The 20,308-nt window shown below is 29.5% G+C and carries 17 protein-coding genes, 1 tRNA gene and 1 pseudogene; 12 read left to right on the top strand and 7 right to left on the bottom strand.

Going from position 1 to position 20,308, the window contains the following annotated elements; genetic code table 11:
• Positions 1-59 precede the first annotated feature (59 nt).
• Positions 60-3,161, top strand: coding sequence for a SusC/RagA family TonB-linked outer membrane protein (locus tag B4E95_RS13015; RefSeq protein WP_291091906.1), 3,102 nt, complete (start codon positions 60-62; stop codon positions 3,159-3,161).
• Positions 3,162-3,171: 10 nt separating this feature from the next.
• Positions 3,172-4,632, top strand: a complete 1,461-nt coding sequence (locus B4E95_RS13010) for a RagB/SusD family nutrient uptake outer membrane protein (RefSeq protein ID WP_291091904.1) — start codon at positions 3,172-3,174, stop codon at positions 4,630-4,632.
• 113 nt (positions 4,633-4,745) lie between these two features.
• On the opposite strand, the gene B4E95_RS13005 is transcribed toward B4E95_RS13010, so the two are convergent.
• The 3 genes from B4E95_RS13005 to recF are packed head-to-tail and all read right to left on the bottom strand — an operon-like array spanning position 4,746 to position 7,090.
• Complete coding sequence (locus B4E95_RS13005; protein ID WP_291091902.1) at positions 4,746-5,711, bottom strand: YheT family hydrolase; 966 nt, start codon at positions 5,709-5,711, stop codon at positions 4,746-4,748.
• The gene (locus tag B4E95_RS13000; protein WP_180905351.1) at positions 5,712-6,014 is read right to left on the bottom strand and encodes a DUF721 domain-containing protein; all 303 of its coding nucleotides are present in this window, start codon (positions 6,012-6,014) and stop codon (positions 5,712-5,714) included.
• Complete coding sequence (gene recF, locus B4E95_RS12995; protein WP_291091900.1) at positions 6,011-7,090, bottom strand: DNA replication/repair protein RecF; 1,080 nt, start codon at positions 7,088-7,090, stop codon at positions 6,011-6,013. Before recF ends, B4E95_RS13000 begins: the two co-directional genes overlap by 4 nt.
• Positions 7,091-7,252: 162 nt before the next feature.
• Here recF and hisS point away from each other — a divergent pair, with 162 nt between their 5' ends.
• From hisS to B4E95_RS12975, 4 genes are all read left to right on the top strand, one after another.
• The gene (hisS, locus tag B4E95_RS12990) at positions 7,253-8,626 is read left to right on the top strand and encodes a histidine--tRNA ligase (RefSeq protein ID WP_291091898.1); all 1,374 of its coding nucleotides are present in this window, start codon (positions 7,253-7,255) and stop codon (positions 8,624-8,626) included.
• A gap of 58 nt (positions 8,627-8,684) precedes the next feature.
• Positions 8,685-9,605: a PfkB family carbohydrate kinase gene (locus tag B4E95_RS12985; protein WP_291091896.1), complete on the top strand. Its 921-nt coding sequence runs from the start codon at positions 8,685-8,687 to the stop codon at positions 9,603-9,605.
• A gap of 78 nt (positions 9,606-9,683) precedes the next feature.
• The gene (locus B4E95_RS12980) at positions 9,684-9,908 is read left to right on the top strand and encodes a hypothetical protein (protein WP_219033884.1); all 225 of its coding nucleotides are present in this window, start codon (positions 9,684-9,686) and stop codon (positions 9,906-9,908) included.
• Between the two features lies 1 nt (position 9,909).
• Positions 9,910-10,353, top strand: coding sequence for a hypothetical protein (locus B4E95_RS12975; RefSeq protein ID WP_257468033.1), 444 nt, complete (start codon positions 9,910-9,912; stop codon positions 10,351-10,353).
• A gap of 41 nt (positions 10,354-10,394) precedes the next feature.
• On the opposite strand, the gene B4E95_RS12970 is transcribed toward B4E95_RS12975, so the two are convergent.
• From B4E95_RS12970 to B4E95_RS12960, 3 genes and pseudogenes are all read right to left on the bottom strand, one after another.
• A tRNA-Arg gene (locus tag B4E95_RS12970) sits at positions 10,395-10,468 on the bottom strand.
• An 84-nt stretch (positions 10,469-10,552) separates the two neighbouring features.
• Positions 10,553-11,179, bottom strand: a pseudogene (locus B4E95_RS12965) (LURP-one-related family protein); the annotation flags it as partial.
• Positions 11,180-11,225: 46 nt separating this feature from the next.
• Positions 11,226-11,921: a YjjG family noncanonical pyrimidine nucleotidase gene (locus B4E95_RS12960; protein ID WP_221854314.1), complete on the bottom strand. Its 696-nt coding sequence runs from the start codon at positions 11,919-11,921 to the stop codon at positions 11,226-11,228.
• A gap of 51 nt (positions 11,922-11,972) precedes the next feature.
• Here B4E95_RS12960 and B4E95_RS12955 point away from each other — a divergent pair, with 51 nt between their 5' ends.
• The 6 genes from B4E95_RS12955 (at position 11,973) to B4E95_RS12930 (ending at position 19,004) form a co-directional block, all read left to right on the top strand.
• Complete coding sequence (locus B4E95_RS12955; RefSeq protein ID WP_291091895.1) at positions 11,973-13,223, top strand: lipopolysaccharide biosynthesis protein; 1,251 nt, start codon at positions 11,973-11,975, stop codon at positions 13,221-13,223.
• A 3-nt stretch (positions 13,224-13,226) separates the two neighbouring features.
• The gene (gene asnB / locus B4E95_RS12950) at positions 13,227-15,092 is read left to right on the top strand and encodes an asparagine synthase (glutamine-hydrolyzing) (protein WP_291091893.1); all 1,866 of its coding nucleotides are present in this window, start codon (positions 13,227-13,229) and stop codon (positions 15,090-15,092) included.
• Entirely contained in the window at positions 15,089-16,294 is a 1,206-nt protein-coding gene (locus B4E95_RS12945; protein ID WP_291091891.1) for a glycosyltransferase, read from the top strand. Before asnB ends, B4E95_RS12945 begins: the two co-directional genes overlap by 4 nt.
• The gene (locus tag B4E95_RS12940; protein WP_291091889.1) at positions 16,284-16,736 is read left to right on the top strand and encodes a hypothetical protein; all 453 of its coding nucleotides are present in this window, start codon (positions 16,284-16,286) and stop codon (positions 16,734-16,736) included. Before B4E95_RS12945 ends, B4E95_RS12940 begins: the two co-directional genes overlap by 11 nt.
• A gap of 82 nt (positions 16,737-16,818) precedes the next feature.
• Complete coding sequence (locus B4E95_RS12935; RefSeq protein ID WP_291091887.1) at positions 16,819-17,565, top strand: hypothetical protein; 747 nt, start codon at positions 16,819-16,821, stop codon at positions 17,563-17,565.
• Complete coding sequence (locus tag B4E95_RS12930) at positions 17,562-19,004, top strand: polysaccharide biosynthesis C-terminal domain-containing protein (protein WP_291091885.1); 1,443 nt, start codon at positions 17,562-17,564, stop codon at positions 19,002-19,004. The genes B4E95_RS12935 and B4E95_RS12930 overlap by 4 nt, the downstream gene beginning before the upstream one ends.
• A gap of 10 nt (positions 19,005-19,014) precedes the next feature.
• On the opposite strand, the gene B4E95_RS12925 is transcribed toward B4E95_RS12930, so the two are convergent.
• Positions 19,015-20,124, bottom strand: coding sequence for a protein O-mannosyl-transferase family (locus B4E95_RS12925; protein ID WP_291091883.1), 1,110 nt, complete (start codon positions 20,122-20,124; stop codon positions 19,015-19,017).
• Between the last annotated feature and the right edge of the window lie 184 nt (positions 20,125-20,308).

The raw sequence follows: 20,308 nt of genomic DNA, 5'->3' as shown, positions 1-20,308 counted from the left end.
TTTTGGAAATCTTAAAAAAAAGTTAGAGTTTTGTCTAAAATGTTATAAAATATAAAACTATGAGGAGAAGATTAACATCTTTGGGCTTATTAGCTTTCCTAGGATTAGGGACAATAGCTTTTGCTCAAGTTACGGGTGTAGTTAACGATGGTAACAATTTTCCAGAGTCAGACGTAGAAGTAACTGTAAAAGGTACAGATAAAGTTGCGTATACTGACGAGAACGGAAATTTTAACATTGATGCTAAAGTTGGTGATACTTTAATTATCAATGGAAAAGAATTTAAAGTAACTTCTACTAATTTAGGAGCTTTAAAATATTCAACTGAAGAAAAAGTAGATTTAGGAGAGGTTGTCGTTGTTGCTTTTGGTAAGCAAAGAAAGGAGGCTATAACAGGTGCTGTATCTGTAGTAGATGAAAAAATATTAGAAAAACAACAAGCGACTAATGTTATTTCTGCAATTCAAGGTTCTGTAGCAGGAGTTAATATAATAAATAGTGGCGGTCAACCTGGATCTAACCCTTCAATTAGAATTAGAGGAATATCTTCAGTCAATGCATCAGCAGATCCATTAATTGTTTTAGATGGGGTTCCTTTTAACGGAAGTTTAAGTATGATTAGTCAGGATATGATTGAATCTATAAATGTGCTTAAAGATGCTGGTTCTACAGCTTTATATGGAGCTAGAGGAGCAAATGGAGTTATATTAATTGAGACAAAAAAAGGGAGAAAATCTTCAGAACCAAGAATATCTTTTATGTCTCAGTTTGGGGTAGCTGATCAAGCAGTAAAAATGCATAAGCGAATTGGAGCTGAGCAATATATGAAATATGCATGGGAATCGCTTAAAAATGGAAGTAAAAAAGGAGATTTAGCAGGGCAAGATGCTTCTGATAAGTTAATAGGCTTTTTAGGGTATAATCCATATGGAACAATAGATAAACCAATTGACGCAAATGGAAATTTGGTTTCTGGAGCTAAATTATTATGGGATACTGATTGGGAAAGTTTAATTCAAAATAAGTCTGCATCAAGAAGAGAATATAGTTTAAATGTTGACGGAGGAAACGAAAACACTACCTATAATTTTGGAGCAAGTTATTTGAATCAGGAAGGTTCTGTTATTAAGTCTCGTTTTGAAAGAACAACAATTAAAGCTAATGTAATAACAAAAGCGAATGATTGGTTAGAAATTGGAGCAAATGTTTTAGCTGGGTTTGGTAACGAAAACGGACCAACTCAGTCAGGTAGTTCTTTTCAGTCCCCTATTCAATGGATTAATAGTGTTTCAAATATCTATCCTGCTTATAAAAGAAACAGCAACGGAGAATTAATTTACAGTGAATTAGGAGAACTAATGTATGACTATGGACAAGATCCATCTCAATTAGTAAATGGTAACCGTCCATTGATGGCAAATGAAAATGCTTATGCAGCCTTATTGGAAACATATAAGATTAATAATAAGCGTACAAATATTAATGTTAATGGTTTTGCTAAAATTAATTTTAATGAAAATTTGTCATTGAGATCCACATTAGGATACCAATCTTATTTATATGATAATTCTGAATGGTCTAGTAATGAATATGGTAATGCAGCTAGTATCGGAGGACGTATTACAAAGAACAGAGATACTCAGGTGACAAAGAATATAACAAATATTTTAAATTATAATAAAACATTTGGAGATCATACCTTGAGTATAGATGCTATCATGGATATGTATGATTTTACATATGAAACAACAGGAGCTCAAGGGACAGGTTTTTTACCTGGTATTACTGTGATTGGAGGAACTACAATTCCTGAGAGAGTAAATGGAGCAATATATCGAGAAAGAAACTTGGCATATATGGGACGTTTAACATATGATTATATGAGTAAATATTTTGTTGAAGGATCATATAGAAAGGAGGCTTCTTCTAGATTTTCTCGTGATGAAAGATGGGGACAATTTTACTCTGTAGGAGCTTCATGGATTATTTCTAAAGAAGAATTTTTAAAAGGAAGTTCTACAATATCATTATTGAAATTGAGAGGTTCTTATGGTGAAGTTGGTAATAATAGAGTGTTATCTGGAGCTTCCCAAAATTATTTCCCTTATTTACAAGGATACGAAGGAGGTTTTCCTCAACTAGATGTGCCTGGATTGTTTCTGGGAAATCTTGTTGATGCAAATTTAACTTGGGAAAAAACGGCATCACTAAATGTAGGATTAGATTTTGGATTTCTTAAAAATAGAATCTCTGGATCTGTAGATTATTTTAACCGCAAATCTATTGATTTGATTATGGGTAGAGCAGTACCTCCTAGTGCTGCAGGACAACAATCAATCGTAACTAATATTGGTACAATGAAGAATTACGGTTTTGAGATTAATTTAAATACAAAAAATATAGTTTCTGAAAATTTTGAATGGAATACGAACATTAATGTTGGTAGAACATACAACGAAATTATAAAATTAAATGGAGCTGATCAAATTGTGGATGGAACCAAACTATTAAAAGTTGGTGGTTCTAGATATGATTGGTATTTACGAGAGTATGCAGGAGTAGACTCTCAGACAGGAGATGCAATGTGGTATAAAGATGATGGTAATGGAAATAAAGTTACTACAAAAGTATACGGCGAGGCGACAAGATATCTTCAAGATAAATCCGCATTGCCTGATTTTGAAGGAGGGATTTCTAACTACTTTAGATACAAAAACTTTGACTTAAATGTATTATTTAATTTTAGTGTTGGTTCATATGTTTATGATAGTAGTTATGCTGGTTTAATGCATTCAGTTAGTTCTAGAAATGCTGGTTATCAATTATCAGAAGATATTAATGGAAGATGGCAAAATCCAGGAGATATAACAGATATACCAAAATTAACTTCAGTTAATAATGATTATACAGCTACATCAACTAGATTTTTATTTAAAAATGATTATTTGAGATTAAAGGCACTGAATTTTGGATATAATTTTTCTGAAAGAAATGTACAACAAATGGGAATTAAAGGCTTAAGAATTTATTTCCAAGGAGATAATTTATTAACTTTTCAATCTCATAAAGGTATAGATCCTGAGCAATCAGTAAATGGTGTTACAGATAGTAGATCTTATCAACAAAGAATTTATACTGTTGGATTTAGTGTAAAACTTTAATAAAAAAACAATGAAAAAATTTATTATATTATTAGCAGCAGTTTCTACAACTTTATTAAGTACAGGTTGTATGGATGACTATTTAAATGAACCTAATAATTCAGATTCAGGAAATCTATCTCCTGAGGATGCTTATAAGTCTTATGACGGGACTCAGGCAGTTATGGCTGGTCTTTTAAGATTACAAAGATGGCAATGGATGGATGATGATTTTGCTAGATCAACAGATGTAGGAGGATTGTATGCTATGGAATTCAGAAGAGCTGTAAAAGGTGATGACGTAATTATTTATAGCAGTTGGTATTTAGGAGATTATCAAAATAATGATGCTAATAGAGAATTAACATCTAACAAATCAGTTTTTACGTGGAGGTTTCCTTATACAATGATAGCAAAGCTTAATCAATTTATAAAAGGAGTTGAAACATCTACGAGATTAAGTGAAAATGAGAAAAATGAATTTTTGTCTCAAGGTAAGGCTTTAAGAGGGTTCTATTATTACCAATTAGCTTTAGAATTTAATCATGCTTTGAAGAAGGATCCTAATGCTTTAGCAGCACCTATTTATACAGAAGTATCTACAGAAGGTAAACCAATGAGTAAATTAGTTGATTTGTATGGGCAAATTACAAGTGATTTAGAGTTTGCCGTTCAGAATGGAACAGATACTAGGGTAGATAACTCATGGATAAATAAAAGAGTATCAGCAGGTATTTTATCTAATGTTTATTTATCAATGGAAGAATGGTCTAAGGCTGAAAGTATGGCTAAAATAGCTTATAATCAAGATGTTAAAAGTGCTTTAAATACAGTTGTGACTTATAAGCCTATTGGATTTAACGATAGAACTGATAAAGAATGGTTATGGAGTATTCCACAGCGCGCAGATCAATCTAACTATTATTATTTAGCTCCTCATGCATTTATGGATCCTATAAATCCCGCTTATAATAATGGCTACATTAATGTTAATTTTGTGAAAAAGTTTGCAGATAATGATAGAAGAAAAGAAGCTTTTATGTTAAAAAGTGCTTCACTTCCTGAAACAGACCCTAGATATTATGTTTCAAAGAAATTCACTTTTGCGTTTAGTTCTGATGCTGCAATCTTTAGATTACCGGAATTTGTTTTAGTAGCTGCTGAGGCTGCCTATCATCAAGGTAAAATAGCTGAAGCTAATCAAATTCTGAATGATTTTAAATCTACGAGATATACAAATTATATAAATGAAAATCTTTCAGGAGATGCTCTTTTTGAAGAAATTTTATTAGAAAGAAGAAAGGAGTTATATGCTGAAAATGGTGTAGAATGGTTTGATGCGAAACGTTTACAAAGAGGTATAACAAGAACAGGAAATCATGCTCAGCCTTTAACAATGGCTCCTAATGATAAAAAATTCGTTATGAAAGTTCCGCAAATAGAAATAGATAATAATCCATTTATTGATGCGTCTATAAATAATGGAAGATAGCATGTAAAATGTAAAATTTTTATCCTCATCATTTATTTGATGAGGATTTTTAATTTCTTGTTAGTTAATATGAATAGAAAGTTTATTTTATTCATATATTTTTTTATTTCTTACTATTTTAGATAATTTTTTATAAACTCCCAAGCTCTTACTTCAGCCCAAGAATGTATATTATTCTTTAAAGGAAATCCACAATGACCACCAAATTTCGGTATTTCAAATGAACAGAATTTATGTTCCTTGAAACGTTCGATAGGATAACAATCTTTCCCTAAAAAAGGATCATTTGCAGCGTTGACAATCAAACATGGTGTTTTGATATGATCTAAAACAGTTGCAGGCGAAGCTTTGTGATAGTAATCTTCTTTGCTGCTATAACCATGCATTGGTGCAGTAAAATAATCATCAATTTCATCAAATGTTTTGATCTTATCAATCATTTTTTCATTCAGAACTCCTGGAAATTGTTTTGCTTTTATTTTAAATTTTGGAACTAAAGTGCGTTTGAAATTTTTAAAATAAATTGTATTCGGAAATATTTTCAATGTGTCAGCACATGATTTTAGAGAAATTGGTGCAGAAAAAACAACAGCAGATTTTATCTTGTTCGAAACTTCATAACCTCCAAGATAATTCAAAACCAAAGCACCACCCATCGAATAGCCAATCAAATAAACTTCTTGATAATTTTCTTTCAACGCTTTTTCTACAACTCTGTGTACATCATCAATTGATCCATGATGATACAAACGACAAGTGTCATTCATTTCGCCTCCACAAGTTCTGTGATTCCAAGCTAGAATATTAAATCCTTTCTCGTAAAAATAATCTGAACACGAATTAAGATACGTTCGTTTTGAATCGCCTTCTAATCCGTGAAAAAGAATGATTAATTTGTCTTTATTATTTTGAAATCGCCAATCTAAATTCAGAAAATCACCATCATCAGTTTCCATTTTTTCTCTAGTGTAATTTGGAACAGGATATTTCTTGAATTTCGCTGGAATAATGGTAGAAAGATGCGCATTTCGATTGATGAAATTAGGTTTCGGATAGCTCGAATGTTCGATGTAAGGCATTTAAAATATTTTTACGTCAACTAAAAAATCCTTTTTAATTTCTTCATTTATATTAGCTAAAATCTTCGATTTTCCCATCAATAATTCTTGTCGCATCGCAGGAGAATTAATTTTAACATATAAAACTCGTTGTCGTACTTCAACTCGGTCCGTATATTTCTCGAAAAACTTTCCCATCACCGTTTGCCAGGCCTCTTCTGCTTTCACTTCCCAAATCAATTCTTCTTTTCCACTTTGTTTAATGAAATGCTCCAAAGCTTGACCAAGCGTTTGCTGATTACTTCTTTTTTCGTACTTTTTCATAAACGGAAAACTTTACTTTCAGAATTAATTTGTTTAATGATTTGCTCTGTTCTTTCGGGATGTGTATCGGTAATAAAGATTTGTCCAAAACGTTCTTCGTTCACTAATTTTATCAATTGTGTCACACGATGTTCATCCAATTTGTCAAAAATATCATCCAATAATAATAATGGAGTAATGTTTAATGAAGATTTGATAACTTCTAATTGGGCCAATTTCAATGCAATTAAATACGATTTTTGTTGACCTTGCGAACCAAATTTCTTGATTGGATAATTGGTAATCGTAAACAATAAATCATCTTTATGAATTCCGGCTGTCGAATATTGTGTCGAACGATCTTTGTACAAAGCCTCTTTCAGAACCGTTTCAAAAGGTGCATCATTTAATTGCGAAACATATTCGATGTTCACTTTTTCTCGACCTTCTGAAATTTCATTGTAATATTTTAGGAAAGCTTCCAAAAAAGTTTGAATAAATTCTTTTCGAACTTCATGTATTTTCTTTCCTAAATGAATCAATTCTTCATCATAAATTTCCAAAGAAGTTGAATCAAATGTATTATTTGCAGCAAAGTATTTTAGCAAGGCATTTCGTTGAACTAAAACCTTGTTGTATCGCATCAAATCAGCTAAATATTGCTTATTCGATTGCGAAATAATATTATCCAAAAATTTGCGTCGAACTTCACTTCCTTCTTTGATTAAATCACTGTCATAAGGTGAAATCATCACTAAAGGATATTGACCAATATGATCAGAAATACGATCATACGATTTAGAATTTCGTTTTAATTGTTTGGGCTGACCAGAACGAACCAAGCAAAAAATCACATCAGCAGATTCATTTCGATCAAAAGTACCTTCTAATGTAAAAAAATCACAATCAAACTGAATATTCATCGCATCCGAATGATTCAGATACGATTTACTTAAAGCCAAATAGTGAATAGCATCCAAAATATTGGTTTTGCCTTTTCCATTTTGTCCTACAAAAGCATTAATTTTTGGTGAAAATTCGAAATTATTTTCATCAAAATTCTTGAATTGTCGCGCTTTAAGTTCTTTCAAATACATAAAAGCAAAATTACGATATTAATTAAGATTTACGATTGACGAAGTTTGATTTATGATTTTTTATAATGATTTTCAATCCTAAAACAATGATTTTGAAACAAAATGTCGAGTTAAAAATCAAAATGATGTATTTTTGCATCTTTATAAGTAAGATTTAGAAAAATGGCAATTCAAAAACCATCGATTCCCAAAGGGACAAGAGATTTCTCGCCTTTAGAAGTGAATCGTCGTCAATATATTATCAATACGATTAAGAAACAATTCGTGTTATTCGGATTTTCTCCAATCGAAACACCTTCATTTGAGAATTTATCAACTTTAACAGGTAAATATGGAGAAGAAGGAGATCGATTAATTTTCAAGATTTTAAATTCTGGAGATTATTTAGCAAAAGTTGATGAGCAATTGTTAACAGATAGAAATAGTCAAAAAGTAATTGCGCAAATTTCTGAAAAAGCGTTGCGCTACGATTTAACTGTGCCTTTCGCACGTTATGTGGTGCAACATCAAAATGAAATTACATTTCCTTTCAAACGTTACCAAATTCAACCAGTTTGGCGTGCCGATCGTCCTCAAAAAGGTCGTTTCCGTGAGTTTTTTCAATGTGATGCGGATGTTGTAGGTTCGGATTCGTTGTTACAAGAAGTTGATTTTGTACAATTATATGATTCAGTTTTTACAGAATTAAAAACGCCAGTTGAAATTCATATCAACAACCGTAAAATTTTATCAGGTTTAGCAGAAGTAGCTGATATTTCGGTTCAATTGATTGATTTTACTGTGGCTTTAGATAAGTTGGATAAAATTGGTGAAGAAGCGGTAAAAGAAGAAATGCGTGGAAAAGGAATTTCTGATTCTGCGATCGAAATTTTATCACCTTTATTCTCAATGAATGGAGATTATAAAACACAATTTGCTCAATTAAAAGAAATTTTAAAATCTTCGGAAACTGGATTAAAAGGAATTGAAGAATTAGAATTTGTTTTTGAAAATACAACAACTATTGGTTTACAATCGGCTGAATTAGTTTTGAACTTGACATTAGCACGTGGTTTAGATTATTATACAGGAGCTATTTTCGAAGTGAAAGCGAAAATCGGAGAATTCTCTTCATCTATTGGTGGAGGAGGTCGCTACGATGATTTGACAGGAATTTTTGGATTGAAAGATATTTCTGGAGTAGGAATTTCTTTTGGATTAGATCGTACATATTTAGTTTTAGAAGAAAATAATTTATTCCCAGCTTTAGAAGATTCAACAAATATCCAAGCATTGTTCATTAATTTCGGAACGAAAGAAGCTGCTGAGGCAATGAAATTGGTAAAACAATTACGTCAAAGCGGAATTAATACAGAGGTTTATCCTGATGATGCAAAAATGAAAAAGCAAATGGGATATGCTGATAAAAAAAGAATTAAGAAAGTAATTCTTTTGGGTGAAAAAGAAATTGCTGAGCAAAAAGCGACAGTAAAAGATATGATTTCGGGAGAACAAACCGAAGTTGCTTTTGCTGATTTGGCTAACGCATTGTCTTAATATGTCTTAATTCAAATCTATTCAATATATTTGCAAACTATTTAATCAAGAATATAAAATGAGTTTATTAACAGTTGGTACAGTTGCCTTTGATAAATTAGAATCTCCTTTCGGGAAAACAGATAAAATCTTAGGTGGTGCCGCTACATATATCGGTATGGCGTCTTCTTTATTGGGCGTGGATACTGCAATCGTTTCAGTTGTTGGTGGAGATTTTCCACAAGAATACATCGATTTATTAATTTCAAAAGGAATTAATTTAGATGGAATGGAAATCGTAAAAGAAGGAAAAACATTCTTTTGGGAAGGTAAATACCATAATGATTTGAACACACGTGATACGTTAGCAACAGAATTGAATGTTTTAGAAACGTTTAATCCAATTGTTCCTCAAGATCGCAAATCTCCAGACGTTTTGATGTTAGGAAACTTACATCCATTGGTACAAAAAGGAGTGTTGACACAATTAGATAATCGTCCAGGTTTGGTTGTTTTAGATACAATGAACTTTTGGATGGATTGTGCTTGGAATGAGTTGATGGATGTGATCAAAGATGTTGATGTAATTTCTATTAATGACGAAGAAGCGCGTCAAATGTCAGGTGAATATAGTTTAGTGAAAGCTGCTAAAAAAATCATGACATTCGGACCAAAAACAGTTATCATCAAAAAAGGTGAACATGGAGCTTTATTATTCCAAGAAGAACAAGTTTTCTTTGCACCAGCTTTACCATTAGAAGATGTTTTCGATCCAACAGGAGCAGGAGATACATTTGCAGGAGGTTTCTCCGGATACTTAGCAAAAACAAACGATTTTTCTTTCGATAACATGAAACGTGCAATTGTTTACGGATCTGCATTAGCATCTGTAACATGTGAAAAATTCGGTACTGAATCATTAGGAGATTTAACACGTGATGGTTTAGCTGAACGTTTGAAAGAATTCAAAAAATTAATGGATTTCTCAATTATTTTATAAGAGAATTATTCATCAAAATATTTAAAGCCTTGCATTTGCAAGGCTTTTTTGTTTTATATTAGATTGTAAATTATTTATATGCAGATTATTCTTGAAATAATTTTTATTGCGATTAGTGAACTTATAATAGAAATTTTTGGAATACGAGTTCGATATATTATTTTAAAACTATTTAATCCAAAGTTAAATTTTGAGGAATTTTCTCAAAATGAATCAGGTTGGCATAAATTTTATAATGCAGTAGTAGGTTTGTTAATTCTAATTGGATTAATATTTGGTGTTGCTTTCTTATATTTTAATTAAAATGAAAAACAAAATTATACATCTTCTCATATTGGCATTTTCCTCTTTACTTTCTGGAATAATGATTTCGAAAATGTCATTCATCGGTAAAATAGGAATCACAATTATTTACAACGAATATACGATCCTGAAATCGTGGTGGAAAACAGCCTTGTTATTATTCGCTATACAAGCTGTTATTTTTATCGTATTATCCATTTGGAATGAGAAAACAACGAAACGTTTTAAACGTTTGTTATTGCCTCTCATTTTCCTTTTTATGGGAATTATTGGATTAATTTATTGCTATTACGATTTTACTGAAACCTCACATCGTTTATTGAAAAAGACGTTCCATTTCGGATTTTATATTTTTTGGTTCACATGGTTTGGGAATTGTATATTTTTTATGACAAAAAAATCTCAAAAAGTAGAAGAAATTCCGCAAGAAACAGAAGTGTATTAAAATAAAAAAGCTCATCAAATTTTGATGAGCTTTTGCTTTTGTGACCGAGACAGGATTCAAACCTGTAACCTCTTGAGCCGTAATCAAGTGCGCTATTCAGTTGCGCCACTCGGCCATTCCTGATAAGAAACTATTGTTCTTATTTTGGACTGCAAATATAAAGACTATTTTTGAATCTGCAAATATTTTTTAAATAAAATTATCCTCGATCTCTATCGCTTATGAGCATCATCATAAAACTCAAAACAAAAAGTGTATCATTTTCGGATGATTGATATTGATTTAATTTAAATTTTCGTCCAAAGAATGAAGGTTCTTTTGATACTTCCATCATTTCTCTTCCTTGTAAATCAGTTAAAACATATTTTGGATTGAAAATATAACCTGAGAAAAATCCTACAACGGGAATTTCTCCAACCATTCCGTCCATCATACGCGTAAAACCACTACGTTCGTTGATTGTAAATAAATGATTATCATTTGCGTCGTAAATATGAAAAGTCGCTTTCCAAAAGGATTTGAAAGTTTTTCGTTTTGCTTTACCAACAACATTTCCGTTCGCATCTGTAATGGTAAAAGTTTGTTGAAAATCGATGATTTTATTCGAACGAAGTTGAAAAAGTTCTTCTTTTTTCGATGAATCACGGTAGATTTTAATCACATCTCGCCACGAAAGAATTTTTTCGCGTACATAAAACACAGGTTGATTATTAGCATCTGTTACAGAAAAATCATTGGAAAAAGTTGCAATATGAAACTTTATATCAAGCGGAAATTTTAGGTTGTTTAAATTCATAAGTATTGAGTAATTTTTATCAAAAATAGATTTTTTTCTGACATAAAAAAAGGTTCAGAATTTCTGAACCTTAAGTTTATAAATAATTTCTTACTTCATCTAAATGTGTAATTGTAGGAACATCATCCATCGAAAAATTATCATCTAATCGATCAAAGAAAATAGCCGACATTCCGAAAGCTTTTGCGCCAACAGCATCTGCAATCCAATCGTCACCAATGTAAATTGATTCATCTTTTTTAGCACCAGATTTTTCCATTGCCAAAGAAAAAATACGAGGATCAGGTTTCAAGATTTTGATTTCGTCTGCATAAGTTACCGTATCAAAATAACCATTTAATTCTGATGTTTCAATTTTACGTTTCGAAACTTCGATAAATCCATTTGTGATAATGTGTAATTGATATTTTGGTTTCAAATAATCCAACAATTCCATTGCTCCATCCACCACTTCATTGTAATTGGTAATCGTTTCCATGTATTCATCTTCAAAAATCTTTGCTAGAGCATCATTATCAATCCCAAGATTATCAAAAGCTTCTTTGAAACGACGAGCACGTAATTCTTCTTTTGTAATTTTTTTGTCACGAATCAAAGCCCAAAGACCTTCGTTGCTATCGTGATAAAATGGATGAAATTCCTCGAATGTAAAACCATATCTATTTTCTACATCATACTTTTTGTAAAGCTCATCTAGCGCGAATTTTGCATTTTTTCTGAAATCCCAAAGTGTGTTATCAAGATCGAAAAAAACGTGTTTTATTGTGTTCATAAATGCAAAGCTAAGGATTTTATGTAGATTTGCTGATGAAGAAAATATCAATTGAAAGCGAAGTTAGAAAAATTTAAAACGAAGAATGCCAAAGGTGTTTTGTCTTTGTTGGCAGGTAACACAATTGCGCAAGTGATTATGTTTATTGGCGGAATTATTTTGGCTCGAATTTATGGTCCAGAAGCGTCGGGAACTTACAATGCTTTTTTAAGTTTTGTGGCCATTCTTTCTATCTTGACAACGTTTCGTTTAGAGAATATTTTCGTGATTTCGAAATCATCAAAAGCGATTCGAAATTTGTTTACAACCCTATTATTAGTGAGTAGTATTGTAACGATTTTATTCTTTTTGGGTTATGCTATTTTAGAAAAAATTTTCACATTCAAAACCTCCTTATTTATTGTTTTCTTAAGTTGTGTTGCAGGATTATTTACAGCTTGGAATAATGTTCAAAATACATTGTTTTCGAAGTATAAATTATTCAAAAGTATTTCAACTGGATTTGTGATTAATGCACTGTTTTCGGTCTTTTTCCAGTTCATTTTTTATTGGATAGGCTACAAAGAAACAGGATTGATTTATGGAACAATTTTCGGAACTATTTTGTCTTGTGCATACTATTTTTCAATTACAAAAGGACGATTTTCTTCGATTGATTTTGGGTTGGCTAAACGAACAATTTCTAAGAACAAAGAAATCCTAAAATATACATTACCCTCAGAATCGTTGAATGCAATTGCGAACAATTTGTTACCAATTATGATTGCGATTTATTTTATGAAAGAAGATGTTGCTTTTGTGGGAAATTCAGCTAAAATTTTGGTTGTTCCTTTGACATTACTTTCCAATTCGATGTCGAAAGTTTTCTTTCAGAAATCTGCTGCAATGATTGATCATCGTTCGCATCAATTATATGATTTATCGAAAAAAGTGGTACTGTACAACGTTGGAGCAATTGCTGTTTTTCTTTTGTTGATGAATTGTATCGGAATTTTTATTCTCGAGTGGATGCTTGGACCAGAATGGCGAGGCCTGCATATTATGACGTGGATACTTTCATTTTGGATTTTGTGTCGTTCTGCAATGAATCCTATTCAGCAAATAGTCGTGGTTATCAAGAAAAATCATTACGCACTATACTTTAATATTTATTTGGTTTTCGTCACATTGATTACTTGTGTGATTGGCGGACTAAATAAAAACATACTTTTGACGTTATCCCTATATTCTTTCTTTGCGGGAATGGGCTATTTGGTTCAACTTTACTTTGTAATGAAAGAACTGAAACGTTATAAAAAGTAACAAATGTGTGGAATTTCTGGTATTTTTTCTAAAAATAAGTTAAACGATTCATCGATTCTAAATTCATTAAAATCGACTAAACATCGTGGTCCAAATAATACTATTCATACCAGTTTTTTTGATAAAGAAATTCATTTTTATTCAAGTCAATTATCCGATAAACGAACTCAATTTGATTTGAGAAATTCGGACGGAATACAAGCAAATAATTGGATAGGTTTTAATCGTCTATCTATTATTGACTTGTCAAATAATGGGATGCAACCATTTTATGATAACGACGCGAAAATTTCGTTTATGATGAATGGAGAAGTTTATAATTTTAAAGAACTTCGAAATGAATTTTTAAGTGATGTGGATTTTATTTCTGATTCAGATTCTGAAGTTGTTTTTCAATTATATCTAAAATTTGGAGACGATTTTGTTCAACATTTGCGTGGAATGTTTGTAATTGTAATTGTTGATTATCAAAAAAATGAAGTAAATATTTGGCGAGATCGTTTTGGAATTAAGCCTTTTTATTATTTTTTAGATGAAGAAAATTTTATTTTCTCTTCAGAAATAGAAGGCATTTTTGCAACTGATTTAGTTCGAAAAGAAATCAATTTTAAACATTTAGCCTATACATTTTATCTCAATTCGAGTTTTGCTCCGAATACGATTTATCATAATATTTATTCGTTAGAAGCTGCGACTCAATTAAAAGTTGATTTATCAAATTTTAAATCTGAGAAAAAACAATATTGGCAATTAGATTATCAACCGAATCATCAACTAATTGCTTCAGAAGAATTTTTGAATGATGTAGAAAAAGTTGTTAACCTTAGTTCTGTTTCAGATGTGAAGCAAGCAGTAATGCTGAGTGGAGGATTAGATTCAGGATTATTGGCGTGTATGATAGGATACAAAAATTCCGATATTGATGCATTGACAATTTATAATAAATCTGTTCCAGAACAAAATGAGTTAGCTTTCGCGAAAAGTAATGCACAAAATGCAAACTTGAATATCAAAACGTTTGAGATCGAAAATCAAGCTGATTTACAAACGATAAAAGAGTATTGTTTAGCTGAAGAAGAGCCTAATTCTTCACCAGAACCTGCATATTTTTTAACTAAAAAAGCAAAAGAAAATAACTATACGGTTTTGCATAATGCACTTGGATTGGACGAATTATTTTATGGTTACGGTTATTATAATCAAGCCAAAAAATTAGAAAAATATCAAGCATTTTTATGGGAACCTTTTCGATATTTTCTTACAGGCTCGAAGAGAAATAAATACGAAGAAATTACAAGATTTGGCTTAGAAACAACACCTTTTATCATGCGAAGTTTTTCTTCTTGGACAGCTATTCAAAAGTTATTTTCGCAATATGGAAGTGCTGATTGGAAACATCCAATTTCGGTTTTAATGAATCAGGTAAAATCTACAAATATCAATTTTGAGAAAATGCCTTTGTTGAAGAAGATCTCTTATTTAGATTTTTATTATTATATCAGTTCTCATCATTCTTTGCGAACAGATTCGCCTGCTATGAGGAACGAAATCGAAATGCGTTTTCCGTACTTGGATCACTTATTTGTTCAGAAATATTTTAATTGTTCATTTTTAGATGAAGATTTATCCAAAGAAAACAATAAACCTTTTCTTCGAAAAAATGTACAAACTATTTTACCTCAAGATGTGCTTTCCATGAAAAAGAAAGGTTTCTCGATGCCTACTTCAAAATGGTTAGAAAATATTAATTTAGAGCAAGATTTTCCTGAATTAAAAACTTATTTTGGAGAAAATTATAAAAATTGGATAGATCATCCTTCAAAAAAATGGTTTTTAATTTCTACGAGTTTATTAATGAAACAGAAATGAAACAGACATATACAATCGTTTTTTTAGCAGATTTACATACTTTATACGATGATAGAATATATTGGAAACAGGCTATATCTTTAGTTAAAAATGGGTATAGTGTTCATTATATTACGATTGGAGATGTTAATGGAAAAGGAATAACTAAAGAAGGAATTCATTATCTACAATTGAAGCGTAAAAAGTATTTACCAACTTTATTGTTGAATTATTTTTTCAAAAGGCTTTCGTTTGTGAAAACAGAATATGATGAAGCTTTAGAATATTGTCAGTCAATAAAAGCAGATCTCTATCATATACATGATGCAAGAATAAATAGGATTTTAGGTGATTTAAAAAAAATAGGAAATAATCCTAAATTTATCTACGATGGACGGGAGCCTTTGGATAAAAATATGAAAGATTATCGTTTTAAGGAATCAAAAATTCCTAAAATAATCACAAATACTTATGCAGATTATATTCAAAATTGGGAATATAAAAAGGTAAAAGATTATGATTATATTTTTACAGTTGATGATGGATTATATAATCGTTTTAAGGAGAATGTCCCGAATGTTCCGATAAAAATAATGTATAACTTTACAAATCTTAAGGATCAACGTAAACATTTAACTTACGAAGATAAAATATATGATGCAGCATATGTAGGAGGTTTATCTGAAATGAGAGGAGCTTTGGTTGCTTTGAAATCTACTAAATATATCGTTGAGAAATTGCCAGAATATAAATTACTTTTTCTTGGGCAAGTGTATGATAAAACATTAGAATTTGAGATAAAACAATTTATTCAACAAAATAATTTAGAAAAAAATGTCTTTTTAAAAGATTTTGTTCCTCATCAAGAAGTTTCAGATTATTTTAATCAAATAAAACTTGGTTTAAATCCTCTACTTTTTGCTAAAACTCATGAAGAAATTATTCAGATTAAATTATTTGAATACATGAATTTTGGAATTCCGATTATTACAAGCAATTTTGGTTATATGAAAAAGTATGTGCTTGAAAATAATGTTGGAATTGCGATAGAACCAAATGATGAAAAATTATTAGCCAATACAATTTTAGATTTGTTAAATGATCGAAAAGCTTTTGATGATTTTGCAACGAATGGAATAAAGGCTGTTGATGAAAGATATAATTGGGATATTATGGAAGAAATGTTATTAGAAACGTACCAATCTTTGTTAAATGAAAAATAGCTACCAATATACTAAGTTTTTGGTTGTAGTTGGAATTCTGTTAATGGGAGTTTCGTATATCAATTTTAAGAAATTCGAGGGCTTAGAAATTTATCCTTTTTTTTGGTGGCAATTATTTACAAATCCACAAAAAGGATCTACACCTTTTTCAATTTACAGGATTTATGAAGTAAATAATAACGATACAATAAGGTTAAGTAATAATGGAGATAATTTAAATGAAACTGTTTATAATTCTTTGTTGCAAGCATTAGTTCGAAAAATTGAAAAAAATGAGCCGATAAAAGAAACTAAACGACTATTGCAAAATATAGGAGAACAAAAATCAAGAAACAAAGGAACATCGTATATCCTTGTAAAAGAAACTTATAAAAATCCTTCTAGTTTAAAATTAACCGATTATGAATTTTCAAAAACCTTTCTCTTTTCTTCGGCTGACTAATAAATCGTCAAAAATAGTTTTATTTGATTATTTAATTGCGGATAAACTTTTTCGAGTATTTACAATCTTTTGGATTTTTTATGTGATAACAATTTATCAAGAAAGAAGTTTGTTCCCTGACAATTTATTTTTTCCACAATTGTGGTTTCAAAAATTATTTTTAAATGAATTACCTTCTAAATTATATTTTTTCTCTATCGCTACTGTAGGGATTTTATGTAGTGTTTTATCCATAATAAAAAAAAATATCATTTATAGATTAGTTCTTTGTTTTTGCCTATTATGGCTTAATGCATTTATTTGGTCTTTTGGTTCTATTTCACATTCAGGACATTTGTTTGTTTTAACTCATTTATATTCAGTTTTTTTAGTTTATAATAAAAAAAATGATATGAAAAAGTTTGCTCAAGAAATTAACTATTTTCAGTTCGGTATTTTATTTACATATTCAATTGCAGGGCTTTGGAAATTATTATTTTTAGTAAAAGATTTCATTTACCCTAAAATGGATACGACTACTTGGTTAGATTTAGAAGCTGTTAAAACAAATGCAATAATTAACTTATTGGATAAAGATGTTATAATTAGTGATAAAATGGTTCATATTTATGAAATTCCATATATATGGCAAATTGCGTCTTTGGGAACTTTTTTTATTCAACTAATAGCGGTTTTGGGAGTCTGGAATAGAAATTTTTTGATACCAATTATTTTAGGTTTAATAAGCTTTCATCTATATAATCAGTTTTTTACGTTAACCAATTTTTATCCTGCTATTTTTACCTTATTGATTGTTTTCTTTCCTTACCATTTATTAAAAAAAGTATGAATAATTCTAAAAACGTTTTTTTTCGGGATACGTTTTGGTATTTATTAGGAATGATAATACCAATGGGAATTAATGTCATAAAAACACCAATTTTTACACGACATTATTCTGCTGAAGATTACGGATATTTAGGATTAGTTATGGGGATATTTTTATATATATCTACTGTTTCCTATTCATGGTTGTCAAGCTGTATTTGGCGATTTTATAATTCATTTGAACGAAAGAAAATTTTAAATAAATTCTATTCAAATCTTCTTTTTTTATACCTGATTTCGAGCGTGGTGATGTTTCTATGTTCTTTAATGTTTATTGCATTTTATCACTCACCTTCTTTGGTTTATAAGTTAATCATACTTAGCTTTTTTCATTTTGTTTTGAAAGAATTGTTAGGATTATTTTATGTGATTTTGAGAATAAAAGGCTATGCAAAACTCAATAATATTTTGTTGATAACGCAAGTTGTATTGAGTTTTATAGTTTTATTATTTTTTGCATTTATTTTAGATTTTGATATCACTTCATTAATTAGTAGTTCTATTATTATAGATTTAATCTTTGTTGTTGGAATTGGAATTTATCTGATTTATCATAAAAAAATGCAAAGTCTGAACCTTAATTTAGTTAGAATGAGATATTTAAAAATATTTCTAAATTTTGGTTCGTTTGTTCTTATTTCAAGTATAATAACCCTATTGTTAGTTTCAAGCGATCGATATATTTTAGCCATGTATGATAATATGCGAAATGTAGGTATTTACACCAAAGTTTATGATATTGCACAAATCTCTATTACAGCGTTTGTTTTTGTATTTTTTAGTGTTATTAATCCTAAAATGAACAAAGAATTATCTCATAATATAAACGAAGCAGACGATTTACTTCAAAAGTATTTATTTGGTTATATTTTTACTTTATTGCCGATTACGTTTTTAATTTCTATTTTTTCTAAAGAAATCTCAGAAATCCTTTTAGGAGAAGAGTTCAGAAATGGCTATATTATTATGCCTTATGTTTTTTTTAGTGCTTTTATTTATGGAATAATTACGATTAACCAAAACAAATTAAAATTCAGAAATAAATTAAAAACAATCGTCCAAATTTTAATTTTTTGTTTAATTATTAATATCATTCTAAACTTTCTTGTTGTTCCGACTTACGGATACATTGGAGCCTCAATTACAACATTAATAAGTTATGTTGTGATGTTATGTTTGTTCTTTTATAAAGAATCAATAGGCTTTTTTAAACAAAAAAAATATATTAAATCAATCGTAGAACAGTTGATAATTTTAATTATAATGTTCGGTATTGATCAAGTTTTTAGAAGAATAATTGATTTTAATATATGGATTGCAATTTTAGAAGGAATTATTTTTGTTGTCTTAATAGGTTTAATCTTCCGTAAAAAATATCAATCATTAGATATGCCTATTTAGCATATATTTATTACAACTTTTTTATTTCTTCTTTTGTCATTGTTTTGGATTTTAGATCAATTAATTTTTGACCTGTTTCTTTCATCCATTCAATATTTTCATTTGTTTCTTCATTATTTAAAATAACTTCCAAAATACCTTTATTGTTATTCATCCATGGAAGCAAATAATAATTGAGTCCATCTTTGTATGCTTTTTGTTGATGAAATTCCTTCCCTTTTGTTGTTTGCATAGCAAGCTGTTTAGCTGAATAATAATAAAGCGGTGTTGAGAAAATAAGGATGGAAATTAATGATGTGTATTTTGGAAATTTTGTAATAAAATTGTTTAAACCAACACTTAAAATAATTAAATAAGTTAAATTAAAATTTAAGAAAAAGACATAATTATCGCTAACGGCGTAAATAGTAGAAAAACAAAAAACAAGTAAACCGAAAATAATTAAAAAAAGTAATGATTTGTCTTTGATAAAATTTTTAATCGGAATAAAGAATATGGCAAAATTAAGAAACCAAAAATTATAAATAATATAACCTAACGCTTTCATTAAATCTTTTGAACAGCTTACAAAGTCTTTCTTCAAAGAATCAGATACCCATGATTTCTCTGAAGATGATAAAACATTTTTCAGAGATTCGTTATTAATAATTGGATAAATATAAAGCAATGCTAAAAATAGAAAAGGAATAAAAAAATAGCTAAAAATTAGTCTGTTTTTAACATTATTTCTAAAAGCCAAAAAACATAAATAAAAATAAGAAGGAATTAATAGAATTCCTTGTACATGAGAAAATAAGCTAATTCCAAGTATTATTCCTGTAAATAAAAGCGTTATAGATTGTTTATTTTGAACAAATTTTATAGCAAATAAAACGTAAAGTGAAATCCAAATTAAACAAAAAGTGTAAACTTCTATATTTTCGGTATTTTTCCAAAAAGTAAAGCTAAATCCAAACGCAACTGTACCTAAAAGAGAAATCCAAAGCTTTTTATTTAAGAGTTGAAGAATTGAAAATAAAATATTCAAAACAATTACAGCAGAAATAATATTTACCCAACGTCCAATCTCAATGGTATTTATAAATAGAAATAATTTGTGAATTAGAATATTGAAGTTCAAATACAAAAAATGTGTGATTCAATATGTTTCATACGTAAATTGATTTTGCTCTATTGTAATCTTCCCCTTGTTAAGAACACTTAAAAGTAGAGTTTTTATTTAATATTATTGTATTATTATTTTGATTAATTTGAAATGTAGGAAAATCATTAGGATTTTTGACCTTACCATATTTCAATAAAAA

Origin of the sequence: Empedobacter sp. UBA7494 (assembly GCF_002478465.1) — a bacterium.
GTDB lineage: Bacteria > Bacteroidota > Bacteroidia > Flavobacteriales > Weeksellaceae > Empedobacter > Empedobacter falsenii_B.
Note: the sequence above shows the minus strand (reverse complement) of the source record. Positions and strands in the feature narration are given on the sequence as shown.